This is a genomic window from Paenibacillus athensensis, from assembly GCF_004514475.2.
Lineage (GTDB): Bacteria > Bacillota > Bacilli > Paenibacillales > NBRC-103111 > Paenibacillus_AL > Paenibacillus_AL athensensis.
On the sequence record NZ_MYFO02000009.1, the window covers coordinates 25,412 to 39,610 of the forward strand.

Here is a 14,199-nt window from a genome sequence, read left to right on the forward strand (position 1 = left end):
AATGCGAAGCGGCGACAAGGTGAGTGCGATGAATATTAAACAAATTGCAGAAAAAGCCGGGGTTTCTGTAGCGACGGTCTCGCATGTGGTGAACAAGACGCGATTTGTCAGTCAGGAATTGACAGAGCGGGTTTTGCAGGTGCTTGGCGAAATGGACGGGCACGGCGGCACGCTTTTACGTAATATGAAAGCGGTTCAAGCCCCAACCATTCTCGTTTGGATGGAAAGCGTGATTGACCCGTTTTATGGAGAGGTTCTTCAAAGTATCAAGAAGACCGCGGCCAAGAGCGGACAGCAGGTGGTTGTCCTGCACACCAGCGGTAACGCCGGGCTGCAGGAGTACATTCGGCTGGAGAAGCCGATCGGCTTGATTGTGGCGACGGAGTCCTATCGCGAGCCGGAGATTCTCAAGCTCAAGGGGTTTAGTCTCCCTACGGTGATCATTGGCGTCGGAGGGATTGGAGCCGGTGGCGGACATTTGATTCGCGATGAATATGAAAGCGCATACAAGGCGGCGTATCATTTCATTCGCAGCGGGCATGAAGGCATTGGTTTCGTGTACGCCGCCGCCGAGGGGCGGGCTGATCGTGCCGCTTTATCCGGTTTTCTGGGTGCGCTTCGCGATCACGGTCTCCGGGCTGACGATCCGTTGATCCTTGCGCTTGGGAGCGAAGATGATCCCGCTAATCAAGTAAACAAGGCGCTGGATTCGCAAGAAGAACCGTTGACCGCCATCATTTGTGCCGATAAGCAGGCGACCTTGGCCATGTGGAAATGGCTGAAAAGCAGCCCTTACCAATGTCCTGACGATATCTCGCTGCTGAGTCTCTATGCATTCGAATTCAGCCATATGCTCAGCCCGCCGATGACGACGGTAGCGCATGATCCGGCGGAGCTGGGAAGAAGAAGCGTAGAGAAGCTGTTAGGCAAAATTGCCGGCGCAGACGGCTGCGAGGAGGACGAAGCGGTTGCCAGCCGCATCGCGGTTCGCACGTCTACGCAGTGTATCGGACGCGGCCCGCTGGGCGAACGATCGGCAAGCCCGAATATTTTGCAGCTCAGTCCTTTGGAGATTGAACGAATCAAGTCCGGTTCGTATTCGGCGGCAATCTCGTTTCACTATGCCGGAACGGCGTGGGCCCGGCTGCACGAGAAGGGCATCAAGGACGTATTCGCGGAGTTTGGCGTCAAGATTCTCGCCGTAACCGATGCGCATTTCGATCCCGAGCTCCAGAATAAGCAGCACGCAAGCATTTTGACGATGAAGCCCGATGTGCTGATCAGCATTCCGGCCGATGAAATCTTGACGGCTCCAGGCTATCGTGAGGTCGTCCAAGCCGGGACGAAACTGGTGTTGATTAACAATGTGCCGGCAGGCTTTGCCCGTGACGATTTTGTCACCTGCGTTTCTATCAATGAAAGGGAGAACGGTCAAATCGCCGGCAGGCTGCTTGGCGAGCATCTGACCCGGCACGGCAAGAAGTATGTCGGATTGCTGGTGCACGGGGCGCCGTTTTTTGCCACCCGACAGCGGGATACCGCGGCGGAGCAGGTGCTGTCTGAGGAGTTCCCTGAGTTGGAGATTGTGGCATCGGCCGCATTCCTGAAAGAATCCAGTGTGTTCGACAAGTGTTACGAGCTACTCAAGCGCTATCCGCAGATCGAAGGCTTGTACGTGTCCTGGGAGGGGCCGACACTGGACGTGCTGCACGTCTTGCGCGAATTGAAACGGGAGGATATCAGCGTCGTTACCGCTGATCTGGATCTTGATGTTGCGCTGCATATGGCGCGTGGCGGCCCGGTCAAGGGCATAAGCGCTCAACGGCCCTATGATCAAGGCCGGGCGGTTGGTATGGCGGCAGCCAATGCGTTGTTGGGCAAGTCGGTGCCCTCGTTTATCGGCATTATCCCTTACCGGATTACAACTGACAATCTGCTGACCGGCTGGCAGGATATTGTGAAGCAGCGTGCTCCCGCGCAACTGGTGCATGCCCTGAAAATGGGCTAGTGCGAAATTTATTTTTATATCAGGAGGTCTTGATCGATGAAACTGGGCTATCAAACGAATACTTGGGGCGGCGTGTTCGGTCATCCGGGCGGCGTCACTTCGGTGAAGGACGCTTATTATATGGCGGGCGGTTCGACGGAAGAGGCTGTAGCCGATATCGCCCAAGCAGGTTATCAGGGCATTGAGTTGTTCGACGGCAATCTGATGCAGTATGCGGGCCGGATCGATGAATTCAAGCAGCTGCTGCATAAGCACGGACAGGCGCTGATCGGCGTCTATACGGGAGCCAACTTTATTTACGAGGAAATTCTGAACGACGAGCTGTACAAGATCGAACAGGTGGCGAAGCTGGCGGCGGAGGCCGGAGCCGAGCATCTGGTCATTGGGGGCGGGGCGCTGCGGGCCGGCGGCATTCGCGAATCCGATTATGTTGCTTTGGGCAAGGCGCTGGACCGGGTGAAGGCGATAGCGGAACGCTGGGGTCTGGTTGCCAGCTATCATCCCCATTTGGGCTCCCTGATCGAAAAGCCCGAGCAGTTAACACGTCTTATGAAGCTGACCTCGATCTGCTTGTGCCCGGATACGGCACATCTGGAGGCAGGCGGCTCCGACCCGGTAGAGGTGATTCGAACTTATGCGGATCGCATTCGCTACGTGCACTACAAGGATTATGCCAACGGCCGCTTTCTGCCGCTGGGCGAAGGACATCAGCGCTTTGATGAAATGACCGCGGTGCTGCGCGAGATGCATTATGACGGCTGGATTACCGTTGAGTTGGACAGCCATGAGAATCCGCTGCAAGCTGCCGGCATCAGTAACAGATATCTGCGTGAGCAACTGCAAATCGGCGAGTAAACGGTTCGGTGAAAGAACGGCTACTACAACATAAAAAAGGTGGATGACAAACATGCGTACTTTAAATGTAGCAATGATTGGCGGAGGTTTCATGGGAAAGGCGCATTCGATTGCGTATGCGGGCATGCCGATGTTCTTCTGGCCGGCTCCTGCGATCCCTTATCGGAAGACGGTCGTCGACATTAACGACGATATGGCGCGGACGGCAGCAGCCCGCTATGGCTTCGAATCGTATTCCTCGGACTGGAGAAGCGTTATCGAGGACCCGACGATCGACATCATCGACATTGTGACGCCAAACGATTCACATGCGGATATTGCGATTGCAGCGGCCAAGGCCGGCAAGCATATTATTTGCGAGAAGCCGCTCGCCCGGACGGCCGAGGAGTCCAAGCGGATGTGGGAGGCGGTGCGCGAAGCAGGGGTCAAGCATATGGTCGCTTTTAACTATCGTCGTACCCCGGCGATTGCGCTGGCGAAAAAGTATATTGAGGAAGGCGCGTTGGGCGCTATTCTTAGCTTCCGCGGCACGTATTTGCAGGACTGGTCGGCCGATCCGAACTCTCCGTTGTCCTGGCGGTTCCGCAAGGCGATTGCCGGCTCTGGCGCGCTGGGCGATATCGGCACCCATGTGATCGATATTGCCCGGTATCTGGTCGGGGAAATCGCCGAGGTGATGGCTACGGCCAATACCTGGATCAAGGAACGGCCGGTACAAGCCGGTGGTGTTGACAAGCTGGGCACGGTCAAGCTCGGCGGAGAGGTGAAGAAGGAAGCGGTTGATGTCGACGATGAAATCAGCTCGCTCCTGCGCTTCGAGAACGGCGCAGTTGGCAGTCTGGAGGCAACGCGCAATGCCTGGGGCCGCAACAATTTCATTACCTTTGAGATTCACGGCGAAAAGGGCTCTGTTTACTTCAACTATGAGCGCCGCGATGAGCTGCAGGTATGCTTTTCAAGCGATCCGGGGGACCGCAGAGGCTTCCGCACGGTGTACACGGGGCCGGCGCATCCGTATGGCGAGGCGCTCTGGCCGATTCCTGCGCTGGGCATCGGTTATACCGAGACGAAAATCATCGAGGCCCATGATTTTATTGCTTCCATTGTGAACGATACCGAGGTTTCGCCGAACTTCTATGACGGTTACCGGATTGCTGTTATTGCGGATGCGATGATCGAATCGGCCAATACCCGGCAATGGGTGAAAACGATCTAGGGCAGGCTTTGCACAGGCGAGGGCCGAAGCGGCTTGTTCGCATTGGCCCAGCTTGACAAGGGGGGACTACACGTGGAAACGCCAATTTTGCAGATGCGGAATATTTCAAAATCGTTTAACGGCATTCAAGTGCTGCATGATGTGCATTTCGAGCTGCGAAAAGGCGAAGTGCACGCCTTGATGGGCGGCAACGGGGCGGGGAAGTCGACCCTGATGAAGATTTTGACCGGGGTGTACGGGCTGGATGAGGGCCGTATCGAGCTGAACGGCTCCGAGGTGCAGATCAGAACGACGCAGGATGCGGAGCGGCAAGGAATTTCGATGATTTTTCAAGAATTCAGCCTGATTCCGACCCTGACGGTCGCGCAGAATATCTTTCTGGGCAGGGAACCGCGGACGAAGCTTGGTTTTATCGACGATGCCCGGTGCGTGCGGCTGACTCGGGAGCTGCTCCAGGAGCTGGACGTGGAGATGCGGCCGGATGCGACCGTTGCGGAGCTTGGCGTCGGCTACTGGCAGATGACGGAAATCGCCAAAGCGCTTTCGAAGGAGTCCAGCATCCTGATCATGGATGAGCCGACCTCCTCGCTGACGAAGCGGGAGACGGAGATTTTGTTCGCTTTTATCGAAAGGTTGAAGGAGAAAGGAATCTCCATTATTTACATCTCTCATCGAATGGAAGAGATTTTCCAAATCTGTGATCGGGTAACGGTCATGGGGGACGGACGGCATGTCATTACCGAGGATACGAAGAAGCTGGATATGGAGACGCTTGTGCAGTATATCGCCGGCAAAAATCTGGAGAAGTTTGAATGGAAGCCGCGGCAGGGCGTATCCGACGGATCGGTGGTGCTGGAGGTTCGCAATCTGAAAACACACAATCGTGTAAACGGTGTCCATTTTGAACTCAAGCGTGGGGAAGTGCTGGGGATTGCAGGCTTGATGGGAAGCGGACGCACCGAGACGCTGCGGGCGCTGTTCGGGATCGATCCGATTACGGAAGGTGAAGTTCTCATCAACGGCAAGCCTTCGCGCATTCGTTCTCCGCAAGACGCGATGAATCGCGGCATTGCGCTTGTTCCCGAGGACCGCAGGGTGCAGGGGCTGGTGCTTCATCATCAGGTCAAGGATAACATTCTGCTGCCTTCAATTGTGAAGATTGCCAGCGGCGGGATCGTGGAAGAGGCCAAGGGCCGAAGCATCGCTCAGGATTGGGTGGCCCGGTTGAATATCAAAACAGATTCGATCTACAAGACATCGGGGCTATTATCGGGTGGCAATCAGCAGAAGATCGTGTTCGCCAAATGGCTCGCCAACGAGCCGGACATCATCATGCTGGACGAGCCGACAATCGGCATCGATATCCAGGCCAAGATCGAAATTATCGACCGGGTGCGGGAGCTGGCGGACGAGGGCAAAAGTATGATTCTGGTGTCTTCGGAAATGCCGGAGCTGCTGGCGGTCAGCGACCGGATACTCGTCTTCCGCGACGGTCGGGTGATCAAACAGTTCATGCGTGAGGACATTCATACGGAGGAGGATCTGCAGCATGCAATCCAAGGAACTTAACGCCAAGCCGGCCTTGGCCATACGGACTTTCAACTGGCGGCAATACATCGTTTATATCGCGTTCGTCGGCGTTCTGATTTATTTCTCGATCGTGCTTGGCAGCGACGGGTTCCTGTCGGCGAACAATCTGCTGAATATCGCCCGGCAGACGGCGATTATTTCCATCGTGGGCGTGGCGATGACCTTCGTGATAACCGCAGCGGAAATCGATCTGTCGGTCGGCTCCATCGCCGCATTGTCGTCACTGACGACGGCGCTTGCACTGAAAGCAGGCTTCGGTATTCCCGGAGCGCTGGTGGCGGGTCTGGGTTCCGGCACGATAATCGGCTTGATCAACGGACTGCTCGTAACCAAGGTTGTGATTCCTTCATTCCTTGTAACGCTTGGGATGATGGGGGTCACAAAGGGGTTGGCGATGTGGATCACCAAGACGGCTCCGGTGCCGATTCAGAGCGAATCGTATGTGTTTGCTTTCGGCTCCGGCGATATTGGCAGCATCCCGGTCTTGTTGATTTGGACCGTGATTATCGTTGCCGCAGGCCATGTGCTTTTGAAAAAAACGACCTTCGGGCGTAAAACGCTTGCCGTAGGGGGCAATCAGCATGCCGCCAGATTCTCCGGCGTAAATGTAGCGCGTACGAAGCTGTATGTCATGATCGGTTCGGGGATGGCGGCTGGTCTGGCCGGCATGCTGTATGCCGGACGTATGCATTCCGGTCGCTATACCTTTGGAGAAGGCGACGAGCTGTCAGTCATTGCTGCCGTTATTCTCGGCGGGACCAGCTTGTTTGGCGGCGTCGGCACGGTAGTCGGTACGGTCATCGGATCGCTGATGATCGGTACGGTCAACAATGGATTAATTATCATGGGGCTTGACGTGAGCCAGCAAATGATCGTCAAAGGGCTGATCATTATTCTGGCCGTGGCTTTCGGCCGCAAAGCGATAACCAAGTCATAGAGAGGCGATGGCAATGAACAAAGTGAAAACGGCCATACTGGGCGCGGGCTTCATCGGCCAAGCCCACATTGAAGCCATTCGCAGACTCGGCTTCGTCGAGATTGCGGCCGTAGCGCAGGACGACCCGCGCAAGGCAGCGGAAGCCGCCGCGGCGCTGCATATCCCGCGGGCAACGGACAACTATATGGAGCTGTTGGCCGACCCGGATATTCAGGTGATTCATAACTGTACGCCCAATCATCTTCATCATGAAATCAACCGGCAGGTGCTTTTGCACGGCAAGCATTTACTCTCGGAGAAGCCGCTGACGCTGACGAGCGACGAGGCGAAGGAGCTGTATCTGCTGGCTCAGGAACGCAAGCTGGTTACAGGGATCAATTTTAACTACCGTCAATTCCCGATGGTTCAGCATCTGAAAGGGATGGTGCGCGACGGCGATCTGGGCGATATCCGCATCGTGCGGGGGCATTATCTGCAGGACTGGCTGCTTTACGATACCGACTACAACTGGCGGATTGAGCCGGCTTACGGCGGTCAAACTCGGGCTATCGGCGACATCGGCTCGCATCTGTTCGATTTGGCCCAATATGTGACGGGACTGCGCATCCGCGAGGTCCTGGCCGACAAGGCGATTCTCGTTCCGCGGCGCTTCAAGCCGATCGGCAGTGTCCAGACGTTCCAGTCGGGACAAACGGCGGAGCTTGAGCCGGTCGAGGTGACCACTGAGGATTACTGCTCGGTGCTGGTGAAATTCGAGAATGGCGCCAGCGGCGTGTTCACGGTATCCCAGGTGTCGGCGGGCTATAAGAATGCGTTGGAGCTTAATGTGGATGGCGCAAAGGCGTCGGGCAGCTGGGAGCAAGAGGAGTCGTTCAAGCTGCGGGTGGGCTACCGCGATCAGCCAAGCCAGACGGTGCTTCGCGATCCAAGCCTGCTCAAGAAGGAGGCGTTGCCGTTCCTGCATTATCCCGGCGGTCATGAAGAAGGATGGACGGAAAGCCTCAAGAACATGATGCATCACTTTTATGCGGGCGTTATGTCTGAAGGAAAAGCTATATCGGATTCCGTGGCCTCATTCAAGGATGGCTATCAGCTCATGCTGATCATCGACGCGATGATACGCAGTGCCGAAACCGGCACCTGGCAGTCGGTGGAGCAGCTTCGTTAGCAAGTGAATTTCACGCGGGAGGGATGCGATGAACCAACCGGCAGATCAAATGCACGCCCAAGCGTAATCGGAATGTGGAGAAACCAAGCAGAGAATAATAAAAAACAAGACAAAGGGGAAATAAGCGATGACAATCAGATCGAATCGCGTACTTGCAGGACTGGTCCTGATCATTATGCTGGTCGCTATGACAGCTTGCGGCTCATCCAATGGAGATACGGGAAGTAAGCCTTCGGAAACGGCTGCAGCAACGGAAGCGGGCTCTACAGATGCGCCTAAGGCGGAGGGCGCCCAGACGACTGCGCCTGACCCGGCGGCCGAGCTGGCCAAATTGGCCACGCAGGTGCTGACGAAAGGGCCAAACGGCGAAGAGCCGGTTTCCGCAGCCGCGTTGGAATTGACCGACGCCGACATTCAGGCGCTCAAGGATAAGAAGGTTACAGCGGCGATTTCCATGCAGTACATGGGGAACGACTGGTCGACGACGCAGGTCAATGCATTGAAGGAGCAATTCGCCAAAATGGGCATCGAAGTGGTTGCGGTAACCGACGCCAACTTCAAGCCGGAGAAGCAAACCTCGGATATTGAAACGATTTTGGCCAAAAAACCGACTGTTCTGGTGACCATCCCGACAGATACGGTAGCCACAGCGCCAATCTACAAAAAAGCTGCCGAAGCCGGCGTGAAGATTGTGTTCATGAATCAGGCAGCAGACGGACTGAAGGCGGGCACAGACTATTCAACCATCGTATCGCCCGATGATTATGCAAACGGCGCTACCGCCGCTTACTACATCGCGAAGGAACTGAAGGGCAAAGGCAATATTGCTGTGGTGTACCACGATGCCGACTTCCCAACGACGAAGATTCGTTATGATGCGTTTAAAACGGTTATGGCTCAGTACCCGGATATCAAGATTGTCGAGGCGCAGGGGATCGCTGGACCCGATTTTGCCGGTGATGCCGAGAAAGCAGCTTCCGCCATTTTGCTGAAGCATTCCGATGTTCAGGCCATTTGGGGTGTGTGGGACGTGCCGGCCGAAGGCATCATCTCGGCTGCCCGCAACGCCGGTCGCGAAAAGGATCTGATCATCACCACAATTGACCTTGGCAAAAACGTCGCGATCGAGCTGGCCAAAGGCGGTCTGATCAAAGGGCTTGGCGCGCAAACGGTATATGACGCCGGCGTAGCGGAAGCAAAAGCGGCTGCACTGACAGCGCTGGGCAAGGAAATCCCGCCGTTTATCGTGATGAACGGTATTCCTACGGATAAAAGCAATGTATTGGACGCATGGAAGCGCGTCTATCATCAGGACCCTCCGAAAGAGCTGACTGACGCGGCGGCGAAGTGATCATAGTGACTAACTAATTGAATAAAGGAGTGTATTTCGATGGCAAACCTCGATTTCTACGGCGGCACGACGAAACGCCAATTTCAAGCGACCGGTTTTTTCCGGCTGGAGAAAACAGAAGAAAGATGGTTCCTTGTCGATCCTGACGGCTACCCATTTATTACAGTTGGCGTAAACCATGCGGACGAGACGAACCTGAAGTACGATCACAATATTGAAATTTGGGAGAAAAAATACGGCTCCCGCCAGAACTGGATTCAGGGCCTCGTTCATGATCTGAAGGATTGGGGCTTCAACACGATCGGCTGGACAGCCGACTACATCAGCGGCGATTGGGGCGTTGCCCTGGACTGGTTCGGCGACCCGGTCGATCTCGGCCACTCCAGCGGCTGGGCGGCGCAGGACTACAAGCTGGCGAACATGCCTTATTGTGTACAAATTCGCGTTCAGGAGATTGAAGACTGGAACGGCTTCCCGAATTACCGTGACGTCTACTCCCCGGACTTTGACAAATATTGCGATTATCTGGCCCGTGCGGTCTGCCACGAGCACAAGGACAGCAAAAATCTGATCGGCTACTTCCTGGTCGATATCCCAGGCTGGATTCCTCATGCCAGCGGCCGCTTCTTCCAGGGGATGGAGCATCTGAAGGGTCAGGAGTTCGATGACAAGCTGTTCGATATCGCTACGAAGTACTACGATACCATTACGAAATATATTCGTAAGTATGATCCCAATCATCTCATTCTCGGCGATCGTTATAACGGCGATAAAGGTATTCCCGAAATCGTGCTGCAAGCGATGAAGCCTTATGTTGACGTGCTGTCCGTTCAATATTTTCCTGCAAGCACGGATGAAGCGCATGAGAAGATGAAGAACGACCTGGCCCGCTGGTCCGAGCTGACCGGCAAGCCGGTGCTCATTGCCGACATCGGCAATTGGTGTGCGACGCACATGAATCCGAACCGCGTCAGCGATTTGAAGTCGCAGGGAGAGCGAGGGGCAGATTACACCCGCTCGATCGGCAAAGTGCTCCATGAGCCCTGGTTCATCGGCTGGCACTGGTGCGCGCATCTGGAGAACAAAGCCAGAGGTTGGGGGATCAAGGACCCGTTCGATCAGCCATATCAAGAGTTCGTCGATCCGGTTCGCGAGTTTAACCGGAAGGTGTACGATCATATCTAATATCCAAGTAGACAGGCGATGACGGGAGTTTCTGTTATCGCCTGTTTTTCTTGCATGAGATCCGAAAGGTTCCGATCCGCATTTTCGTATCCGTCATCGGTATTGACCTGGGCTGTTTCAAGTGATATATCTGAGACAGGCAATCAAATTTACGTAAAATGGTGCGTGGACAATGAAGCTGAATATCAAGGAAATCGCCAAACAAGCGGGCGTCTCGATTGCGACGGTGTCCCACGTTGTCAACAAGACCCGCTATGTTAGCCCCGAGCTGACCGAGAAGGTGATGAAGGTTATCAATGAAGCGGAGGGGGCGCCAGGTTTTTTGCTGCGCAACTTGAAGACGTTGAAATCCGACGTTCTGCTCTGTCTCGTCGAAAATCTGGAGCATGTCGGCTATATATCGATTCTTCGAGGCGTGCAGGCCGGTGCGCTGCGGCACGAATACAAGCTTGCGGTGATCAGTCCATGCAACAAGGGCTTGGTCCATGAATATATCCGGCTGGAGAAGCCGGGCGGTCTGATGGTTATTCCCGACCCGAACCGGGCAGAGGATGTTTGGAAGCTCAAGGGCTTGACTATCCCGACGGTCGTCATCGGGCAGCGGCTGCATGCGGAAGGGACAGGCGGCGTGATCATCGATTATCGGGAGCGTGCTTCGCAAGCCACAGCGCATTTGATCAAATGCGGGCATGAACGCATCTGCTGGTTTGGCAGGCCGGACAGCGGCAGCATGCACCAGCAGTTTCTGGCGGGCTATGAGGAGGCGCTGTGGCGCGGCGGGATAACGCATGATCCCGAGCTGGTCGTAGCTGTGGATTCCCTGGAGCCGATCAACAAAAAGGGGCTGGATGCGCTGCTCGCCGGGACTGATCGACCGACGGCCATAGTGTGTGCAGACGAGAGCATTACCGCTGAACTGCTGAAATATATGAGTGTGATGAATTTGAAATGCCCCGACGATATTTCCTTGATCAGTCTGGCTGAGTTTGCGTTCAGCGAGCTGCTGAATCCGGCGATTACGACCTTTACGCACGATCTGGCGGAAATCGGGGAGCAAAGTGTGGAAAAGCTGCTCGCCAAGATGAACGGCGTGGCCGATGCCGGGAAGGATTGGTTGGCGCCCAGCAGAATTACCGTGCGCAATTCGACGCAATGTATCGGCAGAGGGCCGCTTGGCGAGCGTTCAGCGAGCCCGGATACGTTGCAGTTGAGCCCTGCGGAGATCGAGCTTGTACGTGCAGGCTCCTATTCGGCGGCCATCTCGTTCCATTACTCCGGTACCTCGTGGGCGCGGCTGCACGAAAAGGGAATGAAGGATGTGTTCTCCGAGCTGGGGATCAGGATTCTTGCGGTGATGGACGCCCATTTCGATCCGGAGCTGCAGAACAAGCAGCACGAAATTTTATTGACGATGCACCCTGATCTAGTGATTAGTATTCCGACCGATGAGCAGCGTACGGCGTCCAGTTACAAAGAAATTGTTCGGACGGGAACCCGGCTTGTGCTGATCAATAACGTTCCAGAGGGCTTTGAGCGGGAGGATTACGTTAGCTGTGTGTCTGTTAACGAACGGGAGAATGGTCAGAGCGCCGGAAGACTTCTCGGCGAGTATATGACAGAGCGCCAAAAGACGAAAGCGGCGTTTCTTGTCCACGGCGCTCCCTTCTTTGCCACCCGGCAAAGGGATTTGGCAGCCGAGCAGGTGTTGACGGACGAATTCGCCGGCATTGAGCTTGTTGCTGTAGAGAGCTTTTACAATGAAGGTCAGGTATTCGATACTTGCTATGAGCTGATCAAACGCCATCCCGAGATTGAAGGTTTGTACGTTTCCTGGGAGGGGCCGGCGATGGTTGTTTTACAGGCCTTGCGGGATTTGAACCGTGAGGATATTGGAGTCGTCACGGCCGATCTCGATGTCGACGTAGCCTTGAATATGGCTATGGGAGGCCCGATAAAAGGATTGAGCGCCCAGCGGCCCTACGATCAGGGACGAGCCGTAGCGCTCGCGGCAGCAAATGCGCTGATTGGCAAGCGTGTGCCATCCTTCATCGGCGTTACGCCGTCGAGAATCACAGTGGATAATCTGCTGATCGGCTGGCAGGATATTCTGAAGGAGAGAGCTCCGGCGCAAGTGGTGGAGGCGCTCAAAAAGCTGTAGGCGCGGCAAACAATCGGCATTCGAACGTCTGCTGCAGGAAACAGATTATCAGGTGAACGGCTCGGATCCGCGGATTGGCGTGAAAAGGGCGCATGAACCTTCATAAGCATCGACACGATCATCGGCTTTTGCAGAGGAGCCGGTGATTTTTGTATGCCCGCGGCCGGGCGGCGGGGTTCGTTTTCTTTTCAGCATTCCTTCAGCGAACTTTCAATTGACTTTCAGCGGTCTTTCAGAGGGGGTTCAGATTAGGCGTCTATACTGGGTTTGTAAGCAAGGAGCGAGAGGAGCGGTGACATGGCGATTGAAGTATTCAACCGATATGAAAACAAATATTTGCTGGACGAGGCCGCGTATCGCCGGGTGTATGATCGGCTGCTGGCGTATATGGAAGCAGATGCGTACAACAAGAAGCATGGATTTTATACGATTGGCAATTTGTATTTCGATACGCCCTCGGACGAGCTGATTCGCAAAAGCCTGGCCAAGCCCAAATACAAGGAAAAGCTGCGGCTGCGCGCATACGGCGTGCCGGACGGCGATGCGAAGGGGTATCTGGAGCTGAAGAAAAAGGTGTTCGGGCTCGTGAACAAGCGCAGGACGGCGCTGCGGTTGGATGAGGCGTATGCGTTTGTCCGCACGGGGCAACGTCCGGCGCAGCAGGCCTACATGAACGGGCAGGTGCTGGAGGAGATTGATTATTTCCTGCAGCGGCATGAGCTGGTGCCCAAGGTGTATCTGGCTTATGAGCGGAAGGCGATGTTCGGCATCGACAGCCGCGATTTGCGGGTTACGTTCGATACGCACATCCGGTCGAGGCGGTATGATTTGCAGCTGGAGCTGGGCGATCACGGCGAGGCGTTGCTGCCGGAGGGCATGTGGCTGATGGAGGTCAAGGCGGAGAAGACGATTCCGCTGTGGCTGTCGCGGCTGCTGTCGGAGCAGGGGATGTTCCGCACGAGCTTTTCGAAATATGGCACGGAGTACAAGCGGTATGCCGCGAAGGTGCGGTATGGCCGGAAGGAGGCGTTTGCTCATGCTTGAGGCGTTGTTTACGACATCTGGGACGACGACGGAACTGACGCTTGCTCATGCGCTGCTGACGATTGTGGTGTCGATTGCGCTCGGGGGACTGATCAGCTGGACGTATATGAAAACCGGGTCGCAGAACGGGTATTCACCGAATTTTGCGCTGACGATGATGATTTTGCCGGCGATTGTCGCCGTGATTATTTTGCTGATTGGCAGTAATGTGGCGCGGGCGTTCAGTCTGGCCGGGGCGTTCTCAATCATTCGCTTTCGCAGCGCGCCGGGCGATCCCAAGGACATTGCGTATGTGCTGCTGACGATGGCGGCGGGGCTGGCGGTCGGGGTAGGCTCGTTCGGGTATGCGGCGCTGTTCACGGTGGCGTTGTGCGTGCTGATGCTGGTGCTGCATGTACTGAAGTTTGGTGCGAAAAAAAGCGTGCAGCGCGTGCTGAAGGTGACCATCCCCGAGGATTTGGGCTATGAAGAGGCGTTTGACGCTGTATTCAAAAGATTCAATGTGGCCTATGAGCTGCGCAAGGTGCGCACGACCGAGCTGGGCAGCTTGTACGAGCTGGTGTATGCCGTCTCGATCGACCATCTGACCAACCAGAAGGAGCTGCTGGATGCGATCCGGGCGCGCAACGGGAATTTGGACATTACGCTGACGATGAGTCCGACTACGGAATATTCAAATTGAGGAGG

11 protein-coding genes are annotated in these 14,199 nt (G+C 55.4%); all 11 read left to right on the forward strand.

Going from position 1 to position 14,199, the window contains the following annotated elements:
• Nucleotides 1–28 precede the first annotated feature (28 nt).
• The 11 genes from B5M42_RS16480 (at nt 29) to B5M42_RS16530 (ending at nt 14,194) form a co-directional block, all read left to right on the forward strand.
• Nucleotides 29–2,008, forward strand: coding sequence for a LacI family DNA-binding transcriptional regulator (locus B5M42_RS16480; RefSeq protein ID WP_167690004.1), 1,980 nt, complete (start codon nt 29–31; stop codon nt 2,006–2,008).
• 36 nt (nt 2,009–2,044) lie between these two features.
• Nucleotides 2,045–2,863, forward strand: coding sequence for a sugar phosphate isomerase/epimerase family protein (locus B5M42_RS16485; protein WP_134753989.1), 819 nt, complete (start codon nt 2,045–2,047; stop codon nt 2,861–2,863).
• 52 nt (nt 2,864–2,915) lie between these two features.
• The gene (locus tag B5M42_RS16490; RefSeq protein ID WP_134753991.1) at nt 2,916–4,079 is read left to right on the forward strand and encodes a levoglucosan dehydrogenase; all 1,164 of its coding nucleotides are present in this window, start codon (nt 2,916–2,918) and stop codon (nt 4,077–4,079) included.
• A 72-nt stretch (nt 4,080–4,151) separates the two neighbouring features.
• Complete coding sequence (locus B5M42_RS16495) at nt 4,152–5,648, forward strand: sugar ABC transporter ATP-binding protein (protein WP_209280733.1); 1,497 nt, start codon at nt 4,152–4,154, stop codon at nt 5,646–5,648.
• Nucleotides 5,629–6,606 carry an ABC transporter permease gene (locus B5M42_RS16500; RefSeq protein WP_134753993.1) on the forward strand — a complete coding sequence of 326 codons (978 nt, stop codon included), beginning with the start codon at nt 5,629–5,631 and terminating at the stop codon, nt 6,604–6,606. The genes B5M42_RS16495 and B5M42_RS16500 overlap by 20 nt, the downstream gene beginning before the upstream one ends.
• A 13-nt stretch (nt 6,607–6,619) precedes the next feature.
• The gene (locus tag B5M42_RS16505; protein ID WP_134753995.1) at nt 6,620–7,774 is read left to right on the forward strand and encodes a Gfo/Idh/MocA family protein; all 1,155 of its coding nucleotides are present in this window, start codon (nt 6,620–6,622) and stop codon (nt 7,772–7,774) included.
• 127 nt (nt 7,775–7,901) lie between these two features.
• Nucleotides 7,902–9,125: a substrate-binding domain-containing protein gene (locus B5M42_RS16510; RefSeq protein WP_134753997.1), complete on the forward strand. Its 1,224-nt coding sequence runs from the start codon at nt 7,902–7,904 to the stop codon at nt 9,123–9,125.
• Between the two features lie 39 nt (nt 9,126–9,164).
• Nucleotides 9,165–10,310: an agarase gene (locus B5M42_RS16515; RefSeq protein WP_134753999.1), complete on the forward strand. Its 1,146-nt coding sequence runs from the start codon at nt 9,165–9,167 to the stop codon at nt 10,308–10,310.
• Between the two features lie 172 nt (nt 10,311–10,482).
• The gene (locus B5M42_RS16520; protein ID WP_134754001.1) at nt 10,483–12,468 is read left to right on the forward strand and encodes a LacI family DNA-binding transcriptional regulator; all 1,986 of its coding nucleotides are present in this window, start codon (nt 10,483–10,485) and stop codon (nt 12,466–12,468) included.
• A gap of 297 nt (nt 12,469–12,765) precedes the next feature.
• Complete coding sequence (locus B5M42_RS16525) at nt 12,766–13,512, forward strand: polyphosphate polymerase domain-containing protein (protein WP_134754003.1); 747 nt, start codon at nt 12,766–12,768, stop codon at nt 13,510–13,512.
• Nucleotides 13,505–14,194, forward strand: coding sequence for a DUF4956 domain-containing protein (locus tag B5M42_RS16530; RefSeq protein ID WP_134754005.1), 690 nt, complete (start codon nt 13,505–13,507; stop codon nt 14,192–14,194). The genes B5M42_RS16525 and B5M42_RS16530 overlap by 8 nt, the downstream gene beginning before the upstream one ends.
• The last annotated feature ends 5 nt before the right edge of the window (nt 14,195–14,199 follow it).